Below are 26,871 nucleotides of genomic sequence, written 5' to 3' on the forward strand. Positions count from 1 at the left end.
CGCAGCTTAGCGGGGCCTGGCTGTTTCCGCGCGAGTTTATCGGCTGCTGTACTCGCCGGCCTCGGAAGCGCTCATGCCATAGCCGCTGCTCCACCAGCTCACTTCGACGCCGGCCCAGGCGCAGAGATTGCCTGGATGCGAAGCCTGCGAGGCTCTAACGCGCAAACTTTCCCAGCTCTCTACCCGCAAGCGACGGCATTCTGGTTGGCTTTTGGCTAGCAGCGACTGGCGGGGGCTTGCGCGGAACCGTTAGCAGACGAAGCGCTGCACCCGTCAGCGACCGCTGCGCGCCCCGCCATGGTATTTGATCGGCAAATACCAATGCATCAGTGGCTGTTACGGTCGGCCAAAGTACCGCGCTCAGCGCCCGATTGTTCAACGTCTGTCGATCGATTTCAGCCGCAGCGTAGCGGCAATTCCTGCGCGAACTGTCGCAGCAGAGTAAACGACCAGCGGCTGCTACATTCCACGGCATTGTGATATAGCGAGGTGGCAGGCCGGCTATGCAAAAGGGGTAACCGATGGATCAGATTGAATGCGGCATTTGCGGTTCTCTCATTGCAAGCTATGACGCAGTCAGCTTCGGCTCGCAGGAAACGGGGTACATCGATTTGTGCAGCCGCTGCTTCAGCTTAGAAGCGGCACGGCTTGGAAAAACCGGCTTCGAGCACGTCGGCTTCGAGCCTCTCGAAATCTCGGACATTGAAGGAAGGAGACACAGGTTTTCGTTTCAGTTAATCCACCTCGGGGACCGGACTGTACTGAAAGCCTTCGAAGTTGAGAACGCAATACCGGGAGGCTACGAGTTCCAGATAGTCGGAAACTGGCAGGCCGATCCCTTCGAGCTGATGGCCAAGCTTATCGAGCGCATCAAGCGCGGTCTTTCCCAGCAATATCTGGTCCAGACGAATGGACGATGGACGGTTGCGGATCAGAAGCTGCGAGGGAGGATAGATTTCGACGCGGAATCGCCCTGCCCGCTTCCGATGTTGGTCATCGATGGCCGTAGGATAAGCTGGCAAGAGGCCGGAACGATGCTGATGGCTTTCGAAGGTTGGCAATTTCAGATCGAGATGAAGGACCCAAGCGAGGAGTTTTAGGCTTTCGGCCGCGTCCCGGTTTGATCAGCCTGATCATGCCCTGCAAACGCCGGGATTGCGGTTCGGGACGATAATGTCGCCCGCTTGCCGCGATCTGTTGGTTGTCAGCGCCATTGAAACGGCAGCCCAGGCGGCGCGCTTCAGGGTTCCACTGCGCCGGTTGCGGCGGCCACGCTCCAATCGCCGCTCCGCTTTTCAGCAGATGCTCTCTACGTCGAAGCTCAGTGCAGTTGTGCTGCAGTTGCTAATGGATGCAACCGCTTCGGAAATCGGTAGGACGGTTCATTCGCCCCGTGCGGGGCGGTCCATGACTGATATCCGATGCCAGGCCCTCGGGCTTGCTTCTTCGTCGCTAACGATTTTGGGTTTCGGGCGTTAGGCCTCCAATGGAGTTGGCCGCAGTGGCCGCAAAGGAGCAAGAATGGCGTGGTACCTCACCGGATCCTCGGTAAGATCGTGCGAAGGCTCAGAGGCTATCTGGCGCTCGTCACATAGGCCGAATACCATTGCTCCAGCGACGGGAATTTATCGGTGTTGCGGTTGTCGAAGGGAAATCGCGTTTTCTAAAGGCAACGCGTTCCCTCCGGAGAACCATCACCACCACAATGCAGGCCAGGGCGAAATTGCATGGCGGCTGTTGGTGTGGGCCAATGTCGACGGTTCGTGAAAGGTAGAACCTCCAGCAGCGGTAAAGAGGGCGATATCTCGCCTCAACCAGTCTGGAGCGTTGTAAGCGGCGTAACTATTGCAACGCTCGAGTTCTGGCACTGGTTGGCGTCTTTCTGACCGTTGACCACGCCGTAACTTTCAAACTTTCGCCGCGCTCATCGTCATGTGGGCCTAGCCGAGGTAGAGCTAAATGGGAGAGGTGTTGACGATCACGGGGCTTCGTCGGAACGGCGCCTGCAGCGGCAGGAGGACGCCACCTGGCGCTTCATCATCGATCATCCATCCGGCGCAAGGTGACGATATCCGACGGGCAGCTACATGTATAGGTTAGCTGCTCGTCAAACGATTGCCGATTCAACTCGAAAAACGCAGGCTGTCCTCCAACTGCAAGGCGTGCACCAGCGCCCAGTCCTGATCGTTGGCATAGGCGTCTGCGAAATGTCCCGGCCGCCCATTGACTGTGGTAGGGTAGATAAAGGCGGCAGACGCGCGGCCTTCTTCCCGGAACAGGCTAAGATTGTTGCGAATTGTTGTGCGTGCCCGCTTCTGCCACTCGCGGTTACCTGTCGCCCGGCCGAACAGCTGCCATGCTAGTGCGTTGAGGCTGCTCCAGTAATGTGGGAGGGTGTCGCCCCACATCCGCGCCTTGCCGAACCAGTACCCGTCCCAGTGCCGGATGGAAATTCCGTGCAGATGATGGTCGGGCTGCTTGCCCTCGAACAGGTCAAGCAACTCTACGTGTGATTGTGCACCCTGTAACCAGCGACTGTCACCGGTGGCTGCGTGCAGTTCGAGCAGGATCAGCGCCGCGGGGGCCACGATCGATTGTTCGTAATTCACCTCGGATGCGGGATAGAACGTGCCCCGGCTGAGCAACCGCTCGCCGTGCTGCACGAAAAGCGACAGCACGCGCGCATGTTCGTTCCGCATCCCCGTAGCATGCAGCGCGTGAAGGCCATCTGCAACCGGCAGGCCGATCGGGTAGAAGTCCGTACCCCCTTCGCGATAAAAGCTTTCGACCGTTCTGGTGAAGCGGCGGAGCGGTTCGATATCTGTGGTCAGCGCGGCCACGGCGAGGTGCAACTGCATTACCCATGGCCAGTTATAGAGGCGCTTGCGCGGTTCATCGGCATCGTCAAACACATACCCGTCTTCGCGCTGCAAACGAGTGCGTACGAACTGATAGTAGCGGTCCAGCGATGCACGGACCGTAACATCCGGGGCGTCCGTCGTAGCGAGCCAGCGAGCGAGCAGCACACCCATCCCGACCCGCTCGCGCCCGATGTTGCGATCACTCGATTTTTCCCAACGGGCGGGTACGTCCGCTTCGTTGTCGAATACGATGAAGCCGCCGTCCCATGGATCGCCTTCCTTCTCCCATTGCTGCCGCCGGGCGATGAAGTCGGTCCGGGCGGCAAGGGTAGAGCGCAGCGCCGGCACCGTGTTTAGCACCACGCGGGTGGTGCACCCATCGCCGTAGCGCAAGATAGCAGTTCGCTCGCCTACTGCGCCGGCCGGCAGCTTTGCCGTCCAGCTCTGGCCACCTCGGCCGAGCGGAACGGCGTCCTTGCCGATCGTCAGCGTTGGCGCTGTGCCGAGCTGGCCCTCGAAGGTCAGGGTCGTGGTCTCGCCAAGAAAGCTGGTCCAGTCAGACGCACTGACCCGGATCATCTGCGACGAATAGCGCAGCGCCTTGACGAAGAAATCGTCCCAACCCGTGTGCCAGAACATCGTCCACCCCAGAGACGCGCTCTGGCCCGGCGCAAGCGCATCGATCGCCGGATGAACCAAGATCGTGCCGCGCGTGTTGGACAAGGTGGTCTGATCACGATCTTCGATGCTGTAGCCAACCAGCGCACCGGCCGTCACCACCAGGCCCAAGTGTGGTCCGCGCCCGCCCATCCGCAACATCGCGATCCACGAGGATGAGCCACCAGCCCAGATATGAGCATGGGCGCGGTTCTCCAGTACGTCCGCCGCGTTGGTGTAGTGATCATTGCACGGGGTATAGATCGCCAACGAGGCCGTTCCGCGTTCGCGCATCGGGATGGGAACCTCGCCGATGTTGCGGAAGGTGTAGAGCTCCTGGAACACTTCACCCATCAGCCTGCGCGATACCTCCACCTCCAGCGCGCCAACCCGGTAGGAGACAACGATCCCGCCGGCGCCATCCTCACCGATCGCGACCGGCTCCCCCCAGCGTCCGCGATGAAGGCGATCGGTGCCGAGATCGGCAAAGCCGAGGCCCCACGAGGAACCGATAGGCTGCCACGGTGCGTTGTGCGAACCGCCAATCCAGCTCATGCCGGCTGGATCGTCCGGATGAACGATGGACCCAAGCGCCCCGGTGCTGCGATCCACGGCAATCCGAAAGGCAGGAGTGGCCAGTAACAACTCGTCAGCGCGAGGAGGTACTGCGCTCTGCGCCTTTGCAGGCGTATCAATGCCAGCAACCATCGCGGCGGTGGCAATTCCCGCCAATGCGGTTCTTCTGTCCAGCATTTGGTCCTCTCTCACACTATTTGGGATGACTTAGCTTATCGCGGCGCGTCCGCCAACTCTCCTGCTCGTTCTAGATAATGGAGCGGTGCCTCTTTGGCGCTGTCGGGTGAGCGATGATGCTGCAAGGCTTATAAGCGGCCTGATTATCCTCACGCACAGCAGTGAGGTATGAACACTTCGCCAAGTCTGATTCCGACGACTGCCTGCCGCGAGCGGACTGGCCCGTTTCCGCTGATCTCGACCAGCCCAAGGCGCAGATCGCTAACCTAGGCCCGCACATTCGTCCCGCCGATTCCGTCTCAAGCTACCATCGGCAGGTTATGGCATAATCAGCCATTCGGTAAGGTTACCGCGAAATGACGGTTCTGTCCAAAGACCCGGCGATTGGCGTTCAGCAGAGGACCCTAATAGGACGCACACTTAGCTGCCGGGTCCGGTTGTCTAAGAGCAAATAGTGCGGCCCCAGCAGACGCGACAAGATCATAATGTACTCGAAATTGAAGGGAAAGCCCGATTATTGAAAAGGGGTTGCGATACAGAATGCAGAGTTGCTGTATCACAAGTGCCCTCCTCTAAAACTGCTGGAGTCCAAATATCCTTCTTGTCGGGCCCTCTCCAGGGCTTATTTTAAGAGCTTCGCCCGAATCTTGTATTAGGCGAGCTGCGTCAGCCCAAACTCGCTTACCGGGGTTCCCAGCGGTAACTTCTTGATGCGGGCGACCAGTTCTTCCTCGTCGTCGCCGATGTTGTTCGCGGTGGGCGATTCGGCGGCGGGGGCGGGGCGGGCGACATGGACGATGTCGTCGCCCAGCATCCGCAGCGACAGGCTGCGGCGGGTAGCGCCAGCCGCGGTGTAGCCGCCGCCGTGCAGGCAGCTGGGATGGAAGATCAGCAGGGTCGCCGCGACGCATTCCGCAGGTCACGATGTCCCAGGCGTCGCGATTGGCTTCAACATCGGGAAGGCGCGGCATTTCCTTCTCGTCGTAGACCGGCAGGGTGTCATCGCTCGGGTCGAAGTACGAGCCATTGTAGAGCGTCTCGGTGTGCGAGCCGCGCACCACTTCGAGTGCGTATTCCGGGGCGATGTCCTGCAGGGGAATCCAGAACACCACGAACTTGCTGCCGTCGATCGGGTGGTACGGCGTGTCCTGGTGCCAGGGCGTGCGGCGCACCGGCTTGTCGACGGCGCCCTGCTTGAAGAACAGCTGATCGTGGAAGTACCATACGCCGCCTGAGCCGAACGCGTCGCGGGCAATGTCGATCACGGGCGTATCACGGAACATCGCGGCGAAGGCCGGTTTGCCGCTCGAATCCTCGACCGACTGGATGAATGTGCCGCCGCTCTCGGCATAAAGGTGCTGTGCGAGCGCGCTGGGGTTGTCGAAGTTGCCCTGCCAGGCAGCCTCGATCAGGGCCATGTCCGCTTCCGAGAAGGCGTTCTCCACGATCAGGAGGCCGTCGCGGAAGAACCGCTCCGCAAATCCGTCGCGTTCGCCCAGACTGGTCTTCACTTCCGAAACATCTGCCATCGATCGTCTCCAGGCTTCCTCTATCGGCCGTTTTTTCCGGCCTTTGCGAGGCGCCGTGCCAGGATCACCGGGCAGGGCGCTTCGCCGCTTCCTCAGTTCTTCTTGTGAACCTGCGTGACGGAGTCCGACATCGGCATCTGCGGCGCCTCGTAAAACCGGCTGATACGCCAGGCGCCGTTCTCCTTGCGCAAGTCGAGATCGTAATAGACGTAGACCTGCACATCGATGCCGGACTTAGAGCGACCAAGGCCGTTGATGTAGGCGTAGATCGTAGCGTCGTTCCCGTTCAGCGCCACGACGCGGAAGTTGGTCAGAACGTGCATGTGATGCGACATGTCCGCGAAAACTTGAGCGTAGAAGCCGCGGATCTGCTCATGGCCTTCGAAGCGCGGCAGCTGCAGGCCGGTGAGATCGAGCACTGCGTCCTCAGTGAAGTTGGTCATCATGAAGTCGAGGTCGTCGAGCTTGTCAACCGCCACGCAGTAGTTCGTGACAACCTCCTCCAGAGCGTTCTTCTCGATCAGGTATTCGATGCCATCAATCATCTCGTCTCTCCTTGTCAGGCGTGAGGCTTAGTCTTTGTGCAAACACGCTGTCGGCTGCCCGCCAGTCCTCCGCCATGGCCGGCGCATTGGTGTTGAACGATAGGAGCGCGGGCATGATCGAGCAGTCGGCGATGCGCAGGCCATCGACGCAGCGCACCCTCAGCTTGCGCTTCGCCAACGGAAACCGCGTCGCCGCCATGTGGCAGGTGCCGGTGCTAGTGCCGTGAAGGCTGCCAGTGGACGGGGGGCAGAAGCTTTCCAGATTGGCTTTCTCGCTCTGGACGTGGTCTCCGTGGAGCAGTTCGGCGTCCGTCTTGCCGGACAGGGCGGGCCGCGCCATGAAGCGGCCCATGTGACGCACGCTGGCGATCGCGGCCTTGTGGTCGTGATCGGCATTGAGCCAGTTGGCGTGGATCACCGGGCTGCCCTGCGGATAGGCGGATATGGCGTGGACGCTGCCCTCGCTTGTCGGCTGCAACACCTGGCCGTTGACCGGAATCTCAGGATGGCTATCGACCTTGCCCAGAGGAACGGGGTGGTTGTCTTCGAAAAGCGCGAAAGCGTAGCTGCCAAGGTAGAGCTGCAGGTCAGTCCGCCCATGTGGGTGCGCCACGTTGCAGTACGCGCCCAGTTCCCACGGACCGTTCACCATCACACCGCTGCGGCTGAAGAAATAGCGCAGCACCGAGCCAACCAAACCGAGATCGTGGTAGCGCTGGCTGATACCGCCCAGCTTCGTCATCTGGTAGGGCATCGCGTAGGACGGGTGATCGCGCATCTTCTCGCCCACAGCCGAACTCTCGAGCAGCGGCGCGATGCCAGCGGGCGTGGGGCGGGCGCCGCCGCCGATGTCAGAACGCTCGAGAAGCAGCGGGCTTTCAATCGTGCCAGAGCACACGATGACCTCGCCACAGACTGGCCCCACCCAGCGCGGTCGGCCGTCTTGCTGCAGCTTTACGCCCGTTACCCGGCCGTTCTCGATAATCACCCGCCGGACCAGCGTGTGCAACTTGTGCTTGAAATTCTCGCGCTTGCGCGCCTGTGAAACAAACGCGCGCCTGCGGCTTTCGTGACGGCCCTTGCGGATGTTATGGCTGTAGTAGCCGATCCGGTTGCCGGGCGTTGCGGCGAGGTCTTCGGTTTCGGTCGAGCTGATCGCCCAGCCGGCGGCGATGATCGCGTCAGTCAGCGGAGTGCGCATGTCGCGCGGCGTAATCCGCACCGGACCGCCCGCGCCCCGCAGATCGCTGCCGCCCAGCGCGTGGCCCTCCGGCGCCCGATACGCCTCGGTCATGCTAACGGCGTTCCAAGCTGTGCAGCCCATGTCGGCCCAGTCGTCGTAGTCATGGGCTTCGCCCCGGGTCCAGATCATGCCGTTGATCGCCGACGACCCGCCGAGGCCGCGGCCCCGAATCCACGCTCCGGGCATTGGGCTTTCCGGGTAGCGGCGGTCGGGCATCCGGTAGGCCCAGATATGGTCGGGGCTGTCGACCAGCTTGGCGATGCCCGTGGGCATGTCGAAAAGCAGCGACGCGTTCTTGCCGCCGGCCTCCACGAGAAGCACCCGGTCGGCGGGATTGCGGTTCAGGCGCACGGAAACCGCCGAGCCGGCGCCGACGATGACGTTGTCCCATTGCGCGGACACCGTCATGTTAGGCCCTTCTTTATCGCCCGGTGCATCACAGGTCGAACTTGAACGTCACGCCGTATTCGCGCGGCGCGGTGTACGAGACCTGGTTGAACAGTCCGACGTTGTTCGTGACCGCCTCGATGTAGTGGTTGTTGGCCAGATTGCGCACCCACAGCTCCAGCATCCAGCCGCCGTTGTCGGGCGACCAGCCCAGTGTCGCGTTGGCGAAGTGCGTAGGTTGGATCTGGACGAGTGGCTGCCCCTGCAGGCCCTGCAGCAGCTTGGTGTCGGTGTAGGTGTACAGCACGTTGGCGCGCGCTTTGCCCCCGGCGACGGCGGTCTCGTACGTTGCCCCGGCCGACGCGGACCACTTGGGCGAGTTTTGCAGCGGTCGCCCGCTGAGATCAACGATCGCGCCGGCGGGATCGAGGAAGTCGAACGACTTGTACTTGGCGTCGAGGTAGGCGAGCGAGCCGGTGAGGGTGAGACCATCGACCGGCAGGGCGGTCGCTTCCAGTTCGAAGCCCTTGATCTCGGCCTTGGCGGCGTTGAAGATCGAAGTGCCAATCGTCCTGCCATCGGGCAGGATGTAGTTCTGCGCCACCTGCATGTCGCGGTAGTTGGTATAAAAGGCCGCCAGATTGAACCGCAGACGGCGATCGAACAGGTCGGTCTTTACGCCCGCTTCGAACGTATCGACCTTTTCTGGGTTGAACGGGCCGAGGTCCGACGCCTGGCCCAGACGGCCCACGAAGCCGCCCGATTTGAACCCACGCGCCCACGAGGCGTAGAGCAGTGTGTCGGGCGCGGCGTTGTAATCGACGCCCAACTTCCAGCCGATGTTATCCCACGAACGCTTGCCGCGCGCGCGGAAGCCGCCGAGCAGGACGTCGCCGCAGCTGCCTTCGTGCGTGCAGTAAAGACCGATGCCGTTGGGGTTGAAGTAGTTGTCCGTGCCGGCGACCATTTCGGTCGTCTCGTGGGTGTAGCGGATGCCAGCCTGCACGCGCAGCCGGTTGGTCAGGTCCACATAAGTCTGCGCGAACAGGGAGCCCGACCAATTGTCCTGATCCTGCGGCAGGTTCTGGCGCAGCCCCGGCGCGAAGGCTTCGAGCCGGACGCTGTTGAAGTGGTCGTAGTGCGTCTTCATGTAGAAGCCGCCCGCCTGGAGCTTGATTGCGGCCGAGAGATCGGCCGCCGTGCGCAGCTCCTGGCTGAACTGCCAGCCCCGCGTGCCCCGGAAGGTATCGATGCCGAGTCCCACGACGGCGTCGTTGTCCGTGAACTCCTCAAGGTGGAAGCTCTTGTAGCCGGTGATCGCGGTGATATCGCCCAGCGGCGTGTTGCTGATGTTGCCGGTCAGCGTGGCGCGGTAATTGTCCATGTTGCTGAGGTCCGGGCCAAAGTCCCGCGCGCTATAGTACTTAACGGGCGCCTTGCACGGCTTGGTATCCGATGCGCAGGGAGATGCGTACATCGGCAGGACCTGGTTGGTCGTCATCGTCCCGGCGGGAACGAAGATGGCATAGCCCGGCCCGGTCGAGCCGTTGACAATGATTGGCGACCCGTTGCGCGCGCGCCCATACTCGCCGCTGAGCGTCACGTCGACGTCGCCGGTGGGCGTGTAGCGCAAGTATGCACGCAGCACGGTGACGTTGCGGTGCCCCATGTCCGAGCCATCGACGATGTTGGTGTAGAAGCCGTCGCGCTGCGTGTGCATCGCGGAAATCTTGCCCGCCAGGATGCCGTCGATGAGCGGCGCATCCACGGCGGCCTTGATGTCCATCCGGTTCCAGTTGCCATATGTCACCTCGCCGCGAACGCCGAATTCGCCGGTAGGCTGGCGCGTCATCACGTTGACGACGCCGCCTGTGGTGTTCGCCCCGAACAGCGTGCCCTGCGGGCCGCGCAGCACCTCGATCCGGTCGACGTCGAACAGATCGAGCAGGGCGCCCATCGAGAAGTATTGCGGAACGCCGTCCTGCACGATCGAGACGGTGTTGCCCGCGAACGGGTCCGGCTCGACCACGCCGATGCCGCGGATCGTGAAGACCGCGCTGTTGGGCGTGTTGGTGAAATTGTTGATCTGGAGGTTCGGGATGGTCCCCTGCAGGCCCTTGAGGTCGACCGCCTTGAGGTTCTCGATCGCCTCGCCGGTCACGGCTGTGACCGCGATCGGCACTGACTGCAAATTCTCGGACCGCTTCTGCGCGGTCACGACGATCTCCTGAAGTTCTTGGCGGGATGCAATTTCAGCGGAACTGTCCTGCGCACCGGCGGGAGAGGCGGTGAGCACAACGGTAGTGACCAAGCAGACGGCAGTCGCGCGCGCAGCGGCGCAGGTGTACAGGAAACTGACCATTCTCTCCCCCTCTTTTGAAGCGCTCCCGATTTTCGAGCCTTCTTGCCGCGCCTCAATTCTCCACATTTCCCTACCGAAACATGGCAGGCATTTTTATGTCGGTTTGTTGTACAACGAATGTGCATAAAGAATCGCCGGTCGACACCTCGCACTTTAGCGAGGCCACGCACGGTGGGGCGGCCGCGGCAATGCGCTCAGACCGGATTGTAGAGAGGCGGCGTCAGTGGAGCGGGAAAACGCTCTGGAGCAGGTCGCGCAGCGTTTGCTTCTGGCGCTCGGGCGGCCATCCGGTACGGTCCTGCGACACGAGCGAGGCTATCCCGTTGACGAAAATCTGGATGCGGGTCGCTGCCAGTACGCAATCGACGGCTTCGGGGAATTGCCCGGCGTCTTGAGCGCTCTCGATGAGACGCAGGAATAGATAGTGCGCATTGCTGGTGCCTTCGCGCCATTCGCGCGTCACGTTAGGTTCGGCCGGTGCCATGCCCCAGAAGGCGAACCAGGTGTGCCAGTTGCGCCAGCGCTCTTCCGTGGTTGGCAGCAGCTCTTCCAGCGTTTCGATCAGGGGACGATTGGTCCGGACGGCCTCGTCGATCAGCTTTTCGGCCATCCGGCGCGCGACCTGATGGGTGAAGACCAGCATTTCTAGCTTGCTGCTGAAGTAGTGGGAAACGACCGTGGTGCTGTATCCGACGCGGGAAGCGACTTCGCGGATCGTGACGGCCTGAACCCCCTGTTCATAGACCAGCTGGTCCACGACCTGGGCGATCTGCAGACGTCGCTCGTCATGGTCTACTACGCGGGGCATGTTGCGGTTGTTGAATTGCAATCAATGGTCATGCTCCCTTGCATAGACCTGAATGAACGGTGCCGGCAATTAGGCGACTTGGAAGAGACGCTCGCTGGGCGACGTCAAGCGCTCTATAACGACCCTTTGCCTCCACTCAGCCGCGACACCTCGTTCCCGAGGTTCGGAAAGGCAGCTTTCCGAAGCTATCGACCAACCTACGTAGTTCGCCTTTGCTCTTGGATGACGCTTCTGCAAATAGCGGCCATTGACTTGCCCCCCTCTTAAGCGGAGCGGTGTCTCATCGTCGGTATTCTCGGTGATCTCGCCGACCGGCGGTATCCGGCCTGCCGATCGCAAGCGCGGCAGTTGCACCCTGAGCCTTCCGGAGGGGGAAGAAATATCGCGCGGTCTGAGTGTCAGCGAGCCTTTGCGGGCAATAGCACGGAGATTGGGCCGGGCACCTTCCACAATCGGTCGTGAAGTCAGTCGCAATGGCGGCTTCACGCGGTATGGTGCCACGGTGTTCGATCAGGGGGCATGGGATCGTGCCTTGCGGCCCAAACCCTGCAAGCTGGCTTGTTCGCCGCAACTGGCGCAGGCAGTATCGGACAAGCTGCGCCGTAAATGGTCTCCGGAACAGATAGCGGGGTGGCTCAGGCGCAGCTTTCCCGAGGAGCCGCATCGGCAGGCGTCGCACGAGACCATCTACAGAAGCCTGTACATTCAGGCTCGCGGGTTTCTGAAGAAGGAACTGCTGGAGCATCTGCGCGCCCGGCGTGCCATCCGCAGATCCTGGCACGCTGGCCTCAAGCGCGATGGCCTCGGCCAGATCAAGAATGCCGTGTCGATCAGCGAACGCCCCGGGTCGGTCGAGGATCGCGCCGTTCCCGGCCATCGGGAAGGCGATCTGATCGGAGGCACGAAGAACAGCTACATCGCGACGCTGGTCGAACGCCATTCGCGCGACGTGATGCTGGTCAAAGTTGCCAACAAAGACACCAGGAGAGTCGTGTCGGCACCGATCCGGCAGACGCAGCGCCTGCCGCGCGAACTCTACCAGTCGCTCACGTGGGATCGCGGCAAGGAGCTGGCCGATCATCCGCGCCTTACCCTCGCCACCGATGTCCAAGTCTATTTCTGCGATCCACAATCGCCTTGGCAACGAGGCTCCAACGAAAACACCAATCGCCTGCTTCGACAGTATTTCCCTGAAGGCACCGATCTGTCGCTATACAGCCAGGCCAAACTGGGCTCTTTGCCGTTCGGCTGGAATTTTTCGCTGCCCGTTTCACGAACCGCTTCCTGGAAAGCGTAATCGGCGAGGTCCTGCGCGGATCGTGGGTCGTTTGGGAACCGAGCTTCGCGGGCGGTTGGTCGAGCAGTTCGGCTCCTTTCAAGCAAGGAGTTGAACGATGACCGAGTCTATCTGCGCCGTCCTCATCATCCCGCTGCGCCAGCGTCTGATCGAAGAGATGGAACTGCGCCACTTCTCAATCGAGACAAAGCGCAATTATATCGGCGACGTCGTAGGCTTCGTAGCCTGGCTTGGGCGGCCTCCCAACAGCGGGACTACGGAAGACCTACACCGTTTTCAGGTCCAGCGACGCGAAGCTGGAATGCCGACGCGACCCATGAACAGCGTCGTTGTAGCGTTGCGTTTTTCTTCACGCGCACACTGGATCGGCCGTCTCTCTCTCGAAGACTATATCGCAATAAGATCATAGAGAAAATCGCTAACCGAGCCCTCTTTACCGGCCGTTGCAACGAGTTCGCGATGATGTGAGTACGGCGATGTTCCGCAAACGGTCGCAAAAACGTTGAAAAGACCCGCCGTACTCTTGGTCTCGTTATCAAATACATCATCGCTCCGAAAGCAAAATATGCGTTTCGCCGGACATGTCGGAGCATGATCGCAGAACGCGTTAAATTAAGTAGAGCGCGAGGCGAGTCACGTTCCCCTTAGCCCAGCCGCTCGGCTTCGAGCGGCCAAAAAGCGGCCTTTGGCAAAGTGTCCGGCATCCTCTTCGCATCATCAAAGCGCACGCGCTACTGGTTCCGCTTTGTATATAGCTTTAATCCGGCGTCACCCTGTTCGATGAAACCTGTAAAAGCAGTATGCAGTCCGCCGCGGCGGCAGTAGCGCGTCGATTCGCTAATCTATGTTTACACGTCCGCCGTTGTCAACTTGACACAACGCCATCTTCCCACCGAACAAGCAACTGCCTCGTACTTTCAGAGCGCCTGTCATCCGAGTGAACGGCGTCGCATTTGCCCTTAGAGAGTCCCGGAACAGAGGCCGCCTTCCGCCGCGCCGGGCAGCGGCTTTGCTGCCGCCTTCTGCCGCCGACATTTTGCGACATGYCTGCAATCATAGAACCCTCACTTACGCTGACTTGTGGAAACTCTTTGCTCGCCAATGTTTTTATACGGAATAACAAAAGCGAGAGGATGGCGTGGCGTTCAAATCCGAAGAGGACAGCGACGTTGAGCGGCGCTTCCGTTCCTTTATCGAATCTCCCCAATTTCCCTGCGTCGGAGCGAAGTCTGCTTTGGCCAAAGGCAGTCTGGCGACTGCCGTGTGCCGGTCGATAGCCAGTAGCTGGGATGATCTGGTAATCTACGAGCGACTGCTCGATTGGTCGCAGGATTACCGCGAGGAGCCCTCGCTATTCCGAAGTCTCGCTTTCATTTTCCAGGACAAGGAAGTGTTCGCTGAACGAGAGTTCGAGAAGCATCTTTGGGAGCGCGTGCAATCGCTTGCTGATAAGGACGCGTGGTTAGGTGTCCAGCATGACGAAAGCGTCAGCAGCGATCCGGAAAATCCACACTTTTCTCTCAGCTTCGGCGGCGAAGCCTTCTTCATTGTCGGCATGCACCCCGGTGCTAGTCGTCCGGCTCGCCGTTTCGACTGCCCCGTGCTGGTGTTCAATCTTCATGATCAATTCGTCAAACTGCGCGAGCAAGGTAAGTACGAGAAGATGCGCGCTGCGATCCTTGATCGCGATTTAAAGCTTGCTGGATCCATGAACCCCATGCTGGCGCGTCACGGAGAAACCAGCGAAGCCGCGCAATACAGCGGCCGTTCCGTAAGCCCGGCATGGCAATGTCCTTACCGCGACCCCAGAAACCAGTAGCTGTACCTTTATCAGCGATGTCTCTGCCGGTCCAAGCGTCAGGCCCACGGAGCGTGCTTTGCGCCCGATACGGGGCGCGCCTGACGCAATTACACTAAAATCACCGACCAAACCCGTCCAGCCAATGCGCTAGGCCCGGCTCGAACTAAGCAAATGGTGCAGGCGTCCGGCGGCAGCGGGCGCGACTAGAACCGCTTGCGCCACCGCGAACATCACCGAGCGTCATGGGAATATCTTGAAGCGGTAGCAGCAGATCTGCCGGCCTGCTGCCGCTTGCAAAGCATCATCCTTTTGGGTACTTGCAAGCGCCAATTTGATAGTTACACTTTTTAATACCACGGGGGTGGAAGCTGAGCATGCCGCTATGCTCAGYTGCCGGTGGCGGCGGGCCCATCTCCGCCACCGGCCACGGCCCCGTTTATGTATCAAGTGCCTCTCGGCTGTGAAAAAATCAGCCAGGCTCACTTGGGGGGGTAAATCCCTTTTCATCCTGGTCATCCTCGCTCAGCTCGCGGACTGCTTCAATCAAGCGCGGCACGAGGTCTCGTAGTTGCACCAGATCATTGTGAGTGCCTGCTCTGGAAGATGCAAGGACGTGCAAACGGCGCGCGTGCTCGATCAGTTCGCCATAGGTCATGTTATGCATATGAATGTTCTCCGGAACGATAGGCGCGATCTCCTAACAGAAAATGCCAGACTTTTCTTCGGCCGTTCGCTCTAGGGAATCGCAAGGCTCGCTCGGCTTGCTTTGTATGCTCGTTCCGGCCCCCATTTGCGCTCTTCAATCCGGATCAAGTACCGTTTCCTGCAGTCCGGAGGATCATCCCCGGGTGGTTGATAGGGCGAATGCCGCACTGTCAGTGCCCGAGACTATAAGTCCATCACGGGCCAATGGCTGAGCTTGGCCTAGTCTTCCTTCAAGGCGTTCCTCGTGGGATAAATATCCGCGCGGTCATCGTCCAAGACTATCAGCGTACTCGCCCATATCCGGGGAATTAAATCCCTATCTCGAGCATATCGGCAAGCCGCGCGCAACGAACCGGCGAGCTTCCACTCAAGCGGCAAAACGCCATGAAGGTCAGCACTGAACTTTGTAGCCATTGCACAGTGCCAAGCGCCCAAGCACCATCATCGACGCCCCATATATATGCGGATGGTTGCCAAGGCGGAAACTTCGCGGCACCCCCAGCTCGATGCTGTGGCAACCACGTTATCCAGGAAATGCGCTGCTCGGATCCATGAGCAAAAATGGATCAAAGGGACATTCCTCAACCCTCTTGTGATCGCAGCGACGAGCAGGATGCGGTGGATCGAGCCAAAGAATGTGCTTCCCGACAATTCGCTGATCGGGAAGGCCCGCGAACCGCGGGCGATGTATTCTGAAGCTTTAGCAAACAATATGGCACGAACGTTATGAGCGACGATGACCTGCAGGGAGGGCTACTGTTTTGCCCAAATGGCCTAGAGAGCCTTAACGTCCGAGACCTGAGCTCCGGCAGCGTGGTCCACCGACAACGTGCGGGAAGGCTTTGACGTTCGCGAATGCAGTGAATTGACCTCCGGACGAAACTGAACCGCTGCGCCCCGGACCGGCCGACAGCCTATTAGCCAGCGCATCAGCAAGCGGCGCACGAAGGCTAACTCACAACCAATGAAGCGCCCTACAGAGGATGAGCAAAAAAATTACTTTTTAACGTGAGGAAGCATGCATGACCCAGGATAAAGCCTGTCAGCGATCCCGATAGCCCGACCGAAGCCTCGTCGAATTATCAAACTTCCGGAAGCTGCCAGCATCGGCTCAAATTGATGCGTGTTAATGCGGCGGAACAAACGCCTTGGCGCTGATCTTGTGCCGTAACACTTATGAGGAGGACCGACCATGCAAGATCCAGATGTGCGAGGCACGGCCAACTTGCGCGGCGAACTCCGGGCGGGCGCCGAGCATGTGGCCGAAGCGGCAACCGAGCGATTACAGTCCGAAGCTGATATTCGCAAGGATGAGCTAGTCGATCAGGCCCATGAGGCGTCCGGCGCACTTGAGGGCGCGGCCAGGGGGCTGCCAGAACGCGCACCGACCTGGTTGAAGTCCGCTCTGGAGCAGGGGGCAAAAGCCGTCGGCGATCTGGCGAGCGCTGCCGAGCAAAAGGATACCGCCGAACTGCTCCGCGATGTGCAGCGCTTTGCCCGGCAGAGTCCGGAAGGATTTCTTGCCGGCTGTGCGCTTCTGGGTTTTGCCGCGTCGCGCGTTTTTAAGGCCGGAGCTGGTCGGTCATCTGGCTCCCCAAGTCCTGGAATGGGAGACCGTTTAGCGGCCGGACGACCCAACCCGTCTTTCTATGAGGGTACCAATGCCGCGCCGCTGATGAGTGTTACCGACGGGGGAGGCACGCCCAGCGCGGTATCGCCGCAAGCCGTGGGGACCTCCCTATGACAGACAATTCAGCCACAATCGCGAGTGACGCGGTGCCTGAGAGCTCAGCACAAGGTTCGAATAACATCGTGGATCTGGTTCGCCGGCTCACCAGCCAGGGTTCTCACCTCGCAGAACAACAATTGCAACTTATCCTTGCTGAAGTGCGGGAATCTGTCACCGAGCTTAAGGTTGCGGTCGCCGGCATGCTGGGCGCAGCCGTAGTCGGCGTCGCCGGCCTTGGCGTACTACTGATGGGGCTTGCCTATCTACTGGCGGACGCGATCCACAATCAAGCTTTGGCTACACTGATTGTTGGCGCCGTGACCCTCGTTCTGGCCGCTATTCTCTATCTACTTGCCCGCAAGAAGATGAATGCGGCGAGCCTGTCACCCGAACGCAGTCAAAGGACGCTTGGGCGCACACCCGACGCGCTGCGCGGCGACCTTACTCCCGGAGCATAGACCATGAACGAACACACACACCAGGAGCCGGCAGAAATTGAGCGCGACATTCGCCGTACTCAAGAAGAAATGAGCCGAACAGTCGATGCGATCGGAGATCAGCTCACCCCAAGAAATTTTTTAAACGCCTTGCTGGACAAAGCCGAGAGCAATGATGTCGATGCACGAATGCTATTGGACGGTGCTCGGCGCAACCCGCTGGCGCTGGCGATGATAGCAGGCGGTGCAATTTGGCTTGTAAGCGACAACGATGCCAAGATCCCTGGGTCGCGGCGCTCCGGAAATCCAGCAGACCCGGCAGATAACCCCGACCTGCATCACCGCGACTACATTTCCCATATGGAACGCATCGAAATGCGCGATGGCGAAAATCCTCTGGACTATCAACGACGGCGCGACGCTGCGCGGGCCAATTACTTCATGCTCGAACGGCGCCATGACGAGGACGAGCACAGCTTTCAACAAAAGCTTGATGAAGCGGCTGAAGCATTTCGAAGCCGCCGCCGCGCTTGGGCCGATAGCACCCGCCAAGCCAGCGACGCGGTTGTAAGTGGCAGCCGCGAAGCGGTGGGATCGGCGGTTCGCAAGAGCCAAGACCTCTACAACAGCAATCCGCTCATCGGGGGCCTGATAGCAGCTGCTGCCGGAGCAATCCTAGGCAGCCTGCTGCCCGAAACAGAGGCCGAACAGCGCGCGCTCGGGCAAATAGGAGAGAAGGCCCGGTCTGCCGCGTCTGACCAGGTCGACCATGCAAAGAATGCTGCGCGTGAAATGAAGGACAATCTAATCGATGCAGCGCAGCCGCGCCCGTCGCCTGACATGCCGGGGGCTGAGAATGTGGAAGATCAGCGCGCTTAAGTTGAACCGCGACGTCTTCGCTGTCGCGTTAGCCAATCGATGTCGCTGCTTCGTAAAGAGCAGCGACATCCCTCACATTTCGGGCGGCCAGCTTTCTCTTACAGACCTACTGCTGCGAATAGAGCGAATTGACTGGCTCGCTGATGCGCAGCTGAAGAGATAGGCGGGGCTCTTCAATCTGTTCGCAGCGGACGATTTCGTCCAGCAGGCTTGGCGACCGCCCTGCCCGCGCTTTCATATTTTTGCCGATAGAACTGGATGCGCGAAACGTGCAGACCTTTCAAACCTGATCGGCCCACGTCGCGCTGCCAGGATGAAAACTCCTCTGCGGTCAGAAGGTATCGTTCGCACGCCTCCGCAATTGTGAGAAGTYCCCCATCCACAGCAGCGACCACTTCCGCCTTGCGACGGGCAACCCAGCGCGTATTTTGCGGAGGAAGGGTCTCGAGCGTAAGAGGTTCGCCGACCGGGCCGATAACACAGGCGGGTCGGGATAGTTCTTCCAGTTCAATCATCGGTATTACTTCTACTTACAAGCAAACGTGGTCCGTAGTGCGGATCATCAGGCATTAACAGATTCCAGGTTAATGTCTCGTTACGAACGAGCGATTATAGGATCTTGCATCGCTCATGCCAGCGGCCGAGAACCTACAGCCTCTATGATGCAATTGCCCAACGTCTCGCGTTCCTTTCTGAACGATAGGCTCCTGAGGCTCACCTCGCCCTTGCCCGCGCTTTTCAGCACGCAGCTGGACAATCTAAACATACCTGCTCGCTAGGCAGGCGGGGATCGGCCCGCTCCAGTTCCACCGCGGTTTACCCTCGTTATGCTCTCCAGCGGGGAACCATCGCCACAGCGCAAACTTCAGGATAGGCGGACCCGATAAATTGTCGTGGCCGGAATTATTTACTCAAAAGGAAATACAATGTCGAACAGGAGAAAAGGACCGGACGAGCCCAGCTCCAAGCGCAAAGGAAAGGCTGGGATATTCGTCGCCGCTGCAATCATCGCGATCATAGTGGCCATATTTGTTGGTTACAACGTATCCCACGTAAATGAAATGGACAATGAAAAGACTGGCGTGGCACAGCGCAAAGGCCTGAACGGTGATTGAAATACGACGGATCTGACGTGGCAAGTCGGAAGACGCCCCGACGCAGCTCGAAAGGCACTTGCGCTGCATTGCTTTGAGGGCAGGCCCTGCATGAATTTGCCGCCGATTAATCGGCATGAAACTCTAAATGGCGAGACCGTAGCGGCGAACAACCATTCGCCGGCGGCTCACGTATTCTCTTGTGATCCGCGCAGCCGGCGCCGGATCCATGCCATATACCGAGGGGCATCAGATAACTTGCGGGACACGCGACGTATATCTCGCTAGATACAAATTGATGCCTGCTTCGCAATCGCCGGCTGTTTTCGTTGAGCCGGTCGTTTCATCGGAAAGTATTTAGTCGGAACCTTCCCGACAAAAGTCGTACTGAATTTCTCGGTCAAATGCTTTGGGGATATCTTCGATAACCTGCATCAGGTACTGGAACCCTTCTCTGGCTTATTGCATTTGCAAAGGAACGTTGACGAGGTAACGGTTGCCCAGCATCGCCTCTCGGCTAAGCAAGGAAGGGGTTGTCGGAGCTCCCTAACCCTCAGGCGGCCCCTTCCTCGCTTTCTGTCTCTGCCAGAATTTCCCGAGGAATATGACTTCGGGCCGTTAGGAGCGCTTCAAGCGCGGAGCCAAGCAAAGAGGGTTTAACCCTAAACGCCGTTTTGTCCGGCAAGCCTTATTCATTCTTCAGGAACGCTGCTACCTCGCTCGGCGGAGGTGGTTACAGCGCTCGACATTATCCGCGGCCGCGTTCTGCTACTGTTTAGAAGCTCTCGCCAGCTCTGCGCGGCTATGTCACATCAATGCCACAGTGAAGAAGGCATGAGCAACACCCCCGGAACTATAGAGCGAGCAAATCGCTTCCTCTCATCGATAGACAGATCCAGCAAGCGAGCGAGTTTCTCAGCAGTCGTCAAGCGATGATGAGCCTATCGCTGGTGGATATCAAATCTGTGCGCGTCAATTTTTAAACCGGCTTCTAGGACCTCGAGGAGTAGAGTATGATCAAAGCAGCATTTCTCGCCGCTGTTATTGCGGCAGCCCTTCCCGCGACTGTCAATGCTCAAGACACTGGCGCAGCCTCGGATACTGCCACTGCCCCTGATGGGACGCCCGCATTTGGCATCGAACCATACATTGGGGTTATGGGCGGATACGACAGCTATGATCGGCGTAGCGAATTTGGCTCACCCCGGGGAGGTAAAATGAACGGCGGGCTGATCCAAGGCGTTGCAGGCGTCAACATACCTCTTGGTCCGGTTTTCGTCGGCGCAGAAGGTAATGTTGCCAAGGGCTTCAGCGACATAGACTGGGAATACGGAGTCAAGGGGCGCCTAGGAGCGCGCGCCGGTGATAGCGGAATGGTCTACGCCTCCGCAGGCTACGAATGGGTAAACGGACGTCGCGCCTATGCTGACCACAGTGACTGGATCTACGGCGTCGGCGTGGAGGTCGGTCCGAAGGACATCGGCCTTGGCGGGGTCACCGGCAACAGCGGCGTTCGGCTACGCCTCGAAGTCGACACTTATGATTTCGACAGCATTCGCCCGATGGCGGGTGTAATCATGCACTTCTGATCAGCCCACGACAACCTGCCCGGAGCGATCTAGCATCGGGACCTGGCCCTGCTCCTCAGGAGATCTGAGCATCTCACCGCATCCTGGGGAGCAGGGGGCTGGGTTATGTGCCGCGGCCGGCAAGCTCTTTGCCAATGGCAAGCAACAAAACGAATGAATTTGATCAGCGCGCGCCACTCGATCCCCGGGTTTCCGGTTCGCTGCCGCGCGGCAGATCCTTTTCTCGCATGTTGCGCTCGGTAACCTGTGTCTTACGGATATTCCCGTTATTTTCGTCAGCCGAATCCACGGGATTGTTTGCGGGAGGCTGTTTCGGTGCATCGGGGTTGGACATGGTTCGTCTCCTTCTATCAAAGTGAACGCGCCGCGACGGAAAAGGTACCCTGACGAGATTAAGGACCGCGCTCAACAATCCTTCACAGCGAGCCTGTTCGATCGAGATCATATACGGGCTGGCCGTACGCCCTAAACCATCAGCTCTGCGGCCGTAGGTCAGTTCGCCCGCGAGCTGATCGGCTTAGAAAAAAAACGGCGATACAGGGCCAGATCGAAGTTTGCTGCCTGCGTGAAAATGGCTTTGAAGCACAGTTAGGTCCTGCGATCGCGGATATAAGCTCGCAAGAGACAAAGGAGAGGCGTAGCGAGGCGATCCTGTTCAGTCCGCAAAGCGCCGCCTGCGAAGCCGGCGCCTGACGCGAAACACCTTGCCTATCCACTCTGTAGCTGAGCAATGCCGCCGCTAACGACAGCCCAGTCCCCCTTGCGCGGGTCTCCTGGGATTGGCGGTGATCTTCCTCGCGCGAATTGATATTTTTCCGTTCGTACCGATCGGGTCTCACAGGGTGCGCAAGTCAGCCCGGCGAAATCCCTTCGTTTCGCCTGTCAGGAGCGCGAAGCTCCAAATTTTTTCCCGAGCGACCCATCGGGACCCACAAACGCGTGTCAGGATATGCCATTGATTGTCGTCGCTGATTGCTCGCAGTGGCCATGGCGACAGAACGCCGGGGCACCAGGAGCCAGCTCTGTGGAACTCGCTCCTTGCCAGCGATATGAGCATGATGAATTCCAGTAGCTACCCGCGGTTACTACCAAAGGCGGGCGCGGTAACGTTCGAAGCATCGCTCGCCGCAGCGCAGACGAATCAGCGCGCCTTCGGCAATTGCAGTGGCACGTCGGGGATCCTCTACGACCGCTGGCAAGAGTGCCTCCCGGTTCCAGTCCTCGCTGTGCTTTACGTCCAAAACCGCGTGCAGGTCGAAATATCGGCGTTCCCGATCGGAAAGCCCAATTCTTCTAAGCCCTTGCGCCACCATTGCCGATCGACCCGGCGCAGTGAGTTCGACAACACCCAACGCCCCGACCGAATGCCATGCCAGACGTCTAGACGACGCCATCGCTGTCATAGCGTTCGCCAAGGCCAAGCTTTCCCAAACCGTATTTTCGATAAGCGGCTCGACTTCCAAAGTCTCGGAAAGGGCGATCAACATCGGGCCGTGCATTCCGCGAACGTTACCCCGCCCCATCTCGTCCCAGTAGTTTCGTGCAAGTTCGAGTTTCGGGCCAACAGGTAGCTTGACCTGTGTCATGGCGACAAGGTCGTCGAAGCCAGCTTCGCCTGCTGCTTCCTGTTCAAAGAACCACTTTAGCTGGTCTGGAGAAGCATGCTGAGCAAGCCACGGGAATAGATCGTCGTTCTGACCCGGTCCTGATATTTTAAGTTCTTCGAACCAGTTCAGAAAGGCCGCGGGGTCGGTTGGCACTGCGGCGGCTTCTGCGCAGATCTCAGAGCGCAACTCCTCCAGAAAAGCCGCCTCGAGCCGTAGCATCCGGTGATCACGCTCAAGCGTGCGCTGCCAATCGCCTTGGCCGAGTCCAGGGGCAAGGCGTTCTTTGTTCCAGTGGGCGAGCCCCCTCTGAAAACTGTCGGAAAGAAACTGGGATACATCGGTATACTGCTTGAAACGGGTCGCCATTGTCTATCCTCTAAATCTTTGCGATCGTAACAGCGAAAAGACGCTTTCGGTTGCCGCGGATCTGATCGGCAGACCGCGAAACGCGATCGGCGCCCTGCCCAGCGGCGCGGCGTTCCAGGCGGCGCCGATTCTCCACCGATCTTGCTTGCTCTCAGTCACAAACATTCTTGTCGAACCACTACGCGGCGCAGTCCTGTCGAATGGACGTCGACCTGACTAGTCATGGCCGGTAACTCGTGCGCCGTGCCCCGGCAGCGCCGCGCCTCGCCGTACTTTTGGCCGAACGCCGGCGAAGGTGCTTCTTCTGCATCCCGACACTCGTCACTCGCCAAGGTGCAAAGCCTGATCACCTACAACCTCCAACGCGATCAGATGCGGCGGCGCAATTAGTGGCATGATCGGTTTGGCGAACGGACAAGGTGATTAGAAGCTTCCGGAGCTGACGCAGTATTTTGATCTCCTCGACGCTGCGCAAGCGTGCGTGTCGCCTACAGCAGTAACACGATGTCTGATGGGGAGGCGGCGACCTGCGTGCGGGAGTTATCGATGAGGATCAGACGGCGGCGGGGCAAAGGAGAAGCAAACAAATTTCCGGCGCCGCTTGTAGCCTCGGGGCGCCAATCAGCAATTCACCGGTTCATATGATACGAGAACCAAAGACCATGAGAACAAGGGCGCTGGAATGCGCTGCGCGGCGGCAGCGTGCTCCTCAGCGCAGCGCATCTGAATACAGCAAAAGTTCGGGAAGGCGTGCCTGTTATGATGTCGCCCACCGGCTTGCTAGAGCACGCTTTTGCTGCCCATCGCCGCATCCGCGTTGTTCAAGATAGTTTGGCGGCCCGATGGCTTTGACATGAAGAGGAGGGAACCGCCCGACGCAGGAGATTTGTGCAGTTTCCAGCGCTGTCCAGCACTGCGCCTCCTTATTCAGGCCGGAAAATCCAGACATCCCGTCCGCTCCTGCGGCCGCCTGCCTCGTGATGGTTCGTAAGTTCCATGCGTGCCTGCCTACATATTCAGCGGGCCCTTTAGCCGATGGCCCAGTTTGCGTCCTTGTCGAAACCGGCTGATCGATGGAAACACCACAGTGCACGAGTGCATTCAAGACTTAGCACTTGCGCTGCGTTGATGCTGGGCTGTGCAACGGCACTCTAGAAAGGTTTTGGCAATGCTCAAAAAGCTAGCGTTAGTAGGGTTTGTTGTGTTCGTGGCACGGGCATTCTCACGATCCCGAGCTTTGTCCGGCAGCCCAGGCGGCGCCAGGACCGTTTCGTTACCGGGACATCTGACAACGGACCTGAACGGAGATGAACATCCTGATGGCAAGACTCGTGCAGAAGACCATTTTCGACCTGATCGACACGCCCGGGTCGCCGAGGAAGACAGGGAAAGCCTGAGACCCGCGACTGTTGATATTTCCCAAATTAGAGGCGCTCATCGCAGCTGATGCTTGTGCGAATACTGATCAGTGCGGGCGGTTAGCCGGTATTACTGAGAGTTAGCGCTTACTCAAGCAACGAGCCTTCCATATAACCTGCGTCTCTCGCGGAGTTTCAAAGGCTCAATCAGCTTCTCTCGGATGCAATCCAATCACGAACTGTCCGATCTGTGGCAGCGTTTATCGCGGCGCCCATGCTGTTCGCCATGATGTCGAGAGCCCAGCAAGATCTACGGTCATTCTCTGCTGCGACGGCATTGGCGGGTATCCACAGATCGTAACCTCGCATATGAGCATCTGCAGCAGTGAACAAGATGCAGATATCGGTAGCAACCCCGGCCAAAATCAACCTTCGAACGCCCAATTTCGGTAGAATAACTGGCAAGTTGGTTGCATAGAAGCCTGAGAACTGCGGCTTGATAATGAAAAAATCGTCTTTTTCTGGCCTGATCATTCCATGAAGCGGGTTGGCGCCTTCGTAGGCATGCCTAATCAGCCGGTCGCGGTCGGAGTGCCATTCCCCGAAATTGTCGTTCACGTAGATCACCGGAGAATTTGCGGCGGACACCTCCTTTTTAATGACAGTAATGACTTCCGCGGCTTTCTGCGCCTTCGGTATTATCGCTTCGGCCCCTTCAAAATCGAACTTATTGACCATGTCGATGATGAGCAGAGCCGCCCCGCTGCCGCTTCGCTGGTCTTTTTGCTGCACCATGCGCATCATCCTTTATGGCGCTAACCACCGGCCGGCAGATCAGGGTGATTTTACCAACTAGGATCAGCTTGATCAACATTACCATCCAGTATCATGGGTCAAGATAGCTGGACGTGCATTAACTTAAATGATGCAGCCAACGTGTTGGCCGCAATCACGCACGCAACCCCGCTATACATCGGAACAGTACATATCAGCCACTGTGAAACTCTACTGCGAGGAACCGCGAATGCGGCCAATGAAGGTCGGATTCCTCTGCCAAGGAAAAGCTCCCGCGGTTGGTATATAGGCAGTGCGGCGCGGGCACGTGACGGTTAGGACCTTCACAAGCATCAATTGCTGCGGTTTGCGGTATGGCCGCTTGCATATCTTTACGAAGCAATCCCGCGCTGTCAGCAAAGTTGGCTTGGAGGCGGCATGGAGTGCTGCACCGTGTTTGTTGCCGTCACCGGAATTGTTCCCGTTCTTAGCCTACATCTTCCCAGGATGATCGCCACTTCGCCCTCGCGCAGATTAGGTTTTATTTCATCAAAACCCGTGCCGCTCGCAAGCCGAACGAGCAAGCCCCACTTCTCGACATGCTGTCCGTAGAAATTGTCTGGAAATGTCGAAGCCGCCCACCGATCTTCATATTTTCGCGTCGAGCTTATAGCAGCGCCGCTCTCCCAGCAGTCGTTTTACGAACGAAACGGCGTAATCTTGAAGAGAACGCACCATCTCGTCCGAGGTAGGCCTACTCATCTTATCACAGCAAGATCGTCTTACCTGGCCGATTTTGCCTTTGCTCTTCTGTCTACCAATCGCACATCGTGTCCAAGCCTGCCAAGGTGGATCAGATCAGCGGGCACCGCCCCCGTTCGCTGGTCTGATTCTTTGCGTGAACCTTATCCGCGAGATACCCGTGTATCAGCTTCGGGTGGGAAGCCTTGCTTTGTTTGCAAGGACAAAAATTTGCGTATGCTGCAGCGCTTTTTTTCAACGGGCACCGGGATTGGCGGCTACTTTCGGTGCGCCGAGGATGTGGAGTTGCACAGGTCCGTGCCCGCCGTTCGGCTCCTCGATGAGGATCTTTTTTGCAGCAGGCGGCTTATCATAAAGGAGGAAAGCTGCACCAACGTTGCATAGAGAGAAAACAGCTCATTAGTCTCCTCGTTGATACTTCTTAACCGCTTTAAGGGTCCGGCCGGGCCCCTGCTAGGCTGACAACACTCCAGCCCGGGACCGCACATGCAGACACAATCCGCCGTCGAACTGTTCATACGTCGAATATGCTCGAGATCCTTGCTCACCGAGCAAGAAATCGATGCCTTATCGACACTCAGCGGCCGCATGGTCGTGGCGCCGCGTGGGGACGACTTGGTTTTACCAGGGCACGCCGTCACATATTCCACGCTTGTCGTTCGCGGATTGCTTGCCCGTTTCGATCAAATGGCCGACGGCAAACGTCAGATCACAGCTCTTCACATCCCAGGCGACATGGCCGATCTGCATTCGCTTCCTAGCCCCATGCCTGCATGGGGCATTCAAGCACTTGTACCCTCGACCGTTCTCCAGGTCCCGCATTCGAGTCTTGAACGACTGTTATCTGCCTTTCCCAACCTCACATTGGCGTTTTGGCGCGACACCGTGGTCGATGCATCCGTGCTGGCTAAATGGACCGCCAACATCGGCCGGGCCGATGCTATGACGCGGACCGCCCACCTTTTATGCGAGCTTGGAGTTCGGATGGAAGCTCAAGGCCTTGCGAGCAGGACGAACTTCCCCGTTGCATTCACACAGGCGCAACTCGCCGATGCGCTCGGCTTAACGACAGTTCACATCAACCGGACCATCGCCGCCCTGAGAGTCGCTTGCGGACTTTTGATCGAAAAGGGCCGAGTGGGCATCCAAGATTGGAACCGTTTGGCATCGCATGCTAATTTTGACGCAAGTTACCTTTTTGTGGATCTTCCAGATTCGGCAGGCCAATCCTATCAGTGAGGCTGCGCACAAGCGCCTCTGCTTTTCGCGGTGTCGGATCGACCCCGGTTTATCCGGGCTCAGGGCGGCGATATCGAAGACGGATATTG

General features: G+C 58.9%; 20 protein-coding genes and 1 pseudogene. 10 read left to right on the plus strand and 11 right to left on the minus strand.

Annotated features, from left to right (window positions below; all coding sequences use genetic code 11):
- Window positions 1–521: 521 nt before the first annotated feature.
- Window positions 522–1,100 carry a DUF7713 domain-containing protein gene (locus AB4Z00_RS21395; protein ID WP_442047148.1) on the plus strand — a complete coding sequence of 193 codons (579 nt, stop codon included), beginning with the start codon at window positions 522–524 and terminating at the stop codon, window positions 1,098–1,100.
- A 1,023-nt stretch (window positions 1,101–2,123) separates the two neighbouring features.
- Here the strand turns inward: AB4Z00_RS21395 and AB4Z00_RS21400 are convergent.
- The 6 genes from AB4Z00_RS21400 to AB4Z00_RS21425 form a co-directional block, all read right to left on the minus strand.
- Window positions 2,124–4,271, minus strand: coding sequence for a hypothetical protein (locus AB4Z00_RS21400; RefSeq protein ID WP_442047149.1), 2,148 nt, complete (start codon window positions 4,269–4,271; stop codon window positions 2,124–2,126).
- Window positions 4,272–4,843: 572 nt separating this feature from the next.
- Complete coding sequence (locus tag AB4Z00_RS21405) at window positions 4,844–5,800, minus strand: phytanoyl-CoA dioxygenase family protein (RefSeq protein ID WP_442047150.1); 957 nt, start codon at window positions 5,798–5,800, stop codon at window positions 4,844–4,846.
- 92 nt (window positions 5,801–5,892) lie between these two features.
- On the minus strand, window positions 5,893–6,345 hold the full coding sequence (locus AB4Z00_RS21410) for a nuclear transport factor 2 family protein (protein WP_442047151.1): 453 nt from the start codon (window positions 6,343–6,345) through the stop codon (window positions 5,893–5,895).
- Complete coding sequence (locus tag AB4Z00_RS21415) at window positions 6,338–7,996, minus strand: GMC family oxidoreductase (RefSeq protein ID WP_442047152.1); 1,659 nt, start codon at window positions 7,994–7,996, stop codon at window positions 6,338–6,340. The genes AB4Z00_RS21410 and AB4Z00_RS21415 overlap by 8 nt, the downstream gene beginning before the upstream one ends.
- Window positions 7,997–8,024: 28 nt before the next feature.
- The gene (locus AB4Z00_RS21420) at window positions 8,025–10,193 is read right to left on the minus strand and encodes a TonB-dependent receptor (protein ID WP_442047153.1); all 2,169 of its coding nucleotides are present in this window, start codon (window positions 10,191–10,193) and stop codon (window positions 8,025–8,027) included.
- Between the two features lie 364 nt (window positions 10,194–10,557).
- A complete protein-coding gene (locus tag AB4Z00_RS21425) occupies window positions 10,558–11,166 on the minus strand; it encodes a TetR/AcrR family transcriptional regulator (RefSeq protein WP_442047154.1) in 609 nt (202 codons plus the stop codon).
- Between the two features lie 262 nt (window positions 11,167–11,428).
- On the opposite strand from AB4Z00_RS21425, the pseudogene AB4Z00_RS21430 reads away from it, so the two are divergent.
- From AB4Z00_RS21430 to gntA, 3 genes and pseudogenes are all read left to right on the plus strand, one after another.
- Window positions 11,429–12,385, plus strand: a pseudogene (locus tag AB4Z00_RS21430) (IS30 family transposase); the annotation flags it as partial.
- Window positions 12,386–12,539: 154 nt separating this feature from the next.
- On the plus strand, window positions 12,540–12,851 hold the full coding sequence (locus AB4Z00_RS21435; RefSeq protein WP_442047155.1) for a phage integrase N-terminal SAM-like domain-containing protein: 312 nt from the start codon (window positions 12,540–12,542) through the stop codon (window positions 12,849–12,851).
- A 729-nt stretch (window positions 12,852–13,580) separates the two neighbouring features.
- Window positions 13,581–14,261, plus strand: coding sequence for a guanitoxin biosynthesis heme-dependent pre-guanitoxin N-hydroxylase GntA (gene gntA / locus AB4Z00_RS21440; RefSeq protein WP_442047156.1), 681 nt, complete (start codon window positions 13,581–13,583; stop codon window positions 14,259–14,261).
- Between the two features lie 451 nt (window positions 14,262–14,712).
- Here gntA and AB4Z00_RS21445 read toward each other — a convergent pair whose 3' ends face one another.
- Window positions 14,713–14,907: a hypothetical protein gene (locus AB4Z00_RS21445; RefSeq protein WP_442047157.1), complete on the minus strand. Its 195-nt coding sequence runs from the start codon at window positions 14,905–14,907 to the stop codon at window positions 14,713–14,715.
- 1,233 nt (window positions 14,908–16,140) lie between these two features.
- Between AB4Z00_RS21445 and AB4Z00_RS21450 the strand changes: the two genes are divergently transcribed.
- The 3 genes from AB4Z00_RS21450 to AB4Z00_RS21460 are packed head-to-tail and all read left to right on the plus strand — an operon-like array spanning window position 16,141 to window position 17,993.
- Window positions 16,141–16,692: a hypothetical protein gene (locus AB4Z00_RS21450; protein ID WP_442047158.1), complete on the plus strand. Its 552-nt coding sequence runs from the start codon at window positions 16,141–16,143 to the stop codon at window positions 16,690–16,692.
- A complete protein-coding gene (locus AB4Z00_RS21455; protein ID WP_442047159.1) occupies window positions 16,689–17,135 on the plus strand; it encodes a phage holin family protein in 447 nt (148 codons plus the stop codon). The genes AB4Z00_RS21450 and AB4Z00_RS21455 overlap by 4 nt, the downstream gene beginning before the upstream one ends.
- Before the next feature lie 3 nt (window positions 17,136–17,138).
- The gene (locus AB4Z00_RS21460; RefSeq protein ID WP_442047160.1) at window positions 17,139–17,993 is read left to right on the plus strand and encodes a DUF3618 domain-containing protein; all 855 of its coding nucleotides are present in this window, start codon (window positions 17,139–17,141) and stop codon (window positions 17,991–17,993) included.
- A gap of 173 nt (window positions 17,994–18,166) precedes the next feature.
- On the opposite strand, the gene sciP is transcribed toward AB4Z00_RS21460, so the two are convergent.
- Complete coding sequence (sciP, locus tag AB4Z00_RS21465; RefSeq protein ID WP_442047161.1) at window positions 18,167–18,508, minus strand: CtrA inhibitor SciP; 342 nt, start codon at window positions 18,506–18,508, stop codon at window positions 18,167–18,169.
- Window positions 18,509–18,919: 411 nt separating this feature from the next.
- Between sciP and AB4Z00_RS21470 the strand changes: the two genes are divergently transcribed.
- On the plus strand, window positions 18,920–19,108 hold the full coding sequence (locus tag AB4Z00_RS21470) for a hypothetical protein (RefSeq protein WP_442047162.1): 189 nt from the start codon (window positions 18,920–18,922) through the stop codon (window positions 19,106–19,108).
- A 995-nt stretch (window positions 19,109–20,103) separates the two neighbouring features.
- Entirely contained in the window at window positions 20,104–20,676 is a 573-nt protein-coding gene (locus AB4Z00_RS21475) for an opacity protein (RefSeq protein WP_442047185.1), read from the plus strand.
- Window positions 20,677–20,839: 163 nt separating this feature from the next.
- Here the strand turns inward: AB4Z00_RS21475 and AB4Z00_RS21480 are convergent, their stop codons facing one another.
- From AB4Z00_RS21480 to AB4Z00_RS21490, 3 genes are all read right to left on the minus strand, one after another.
- Complete coding sequence (locus AB4Z00_RS21480) at window positions 20,840–21,010, minus strand: hypothetical protein (RefSeq protein WP_442047163.1); 171 nt, start codon at window positions 21,008–21,010, stop codon at window positions 20,840–20,842.
- A gap of 751 nt (window positions 21,011–21,761) precedes the next feature.
- The gene (locus AB4Z00_RS21485) at window positions 21,762–22,649 is read right to left on the minus strand and encodes an iron-containing redox enzyme family protein (RefSeq protein WP_442047164.1); all 888 of its coding nucleotides are present in this window, start codon (window positions 22,647–22,649) and stop codon (window positions 21,762–21,764) included.
- Between the two features lie 1,565 nt (window positions 22,650–24,214).
- Window positions 24,215–24,802, minus strand: coding sequence for a cysteine hydrolase family protein (locus tag AB4Z00_RS21490; RefSeq protein ID WP_442047165.1), 588 nt, complete (start codon window positions 24,800–24,802; stop codon window positions 24,215–24,217).
- A gap of 1,227 nt (window positions 24,803–26,029) precedes the next feature.
- Between AB4Z00_RS21490 and AB4Z00_RS21495 the strand changes: the two genes are divergently transcribed.
- On the plus strand, window positions 26,030–26,782 hold the full coding sequence (locus tag AB4Z00_RS21495) for a Crp/Fnr family transcriptional regulator (protein WP_442047166.1): 753 nt from the start codon (window positions 26,030–26,032) through the stop codon (window positions 26,780–26,782).
- The last annotated feature ends 89 nt before the right edge of the window (window positions 26,783–26,871 follow it).

This window comes from Novosphingobium sp. YAF33 (assembly GCF_052113265.1).
GTDB lineage: Bacteria > Pseudomonadota > Alphaproteobacteria > Sphingomonadales > Sphingomonadaceae > Novosphingobium.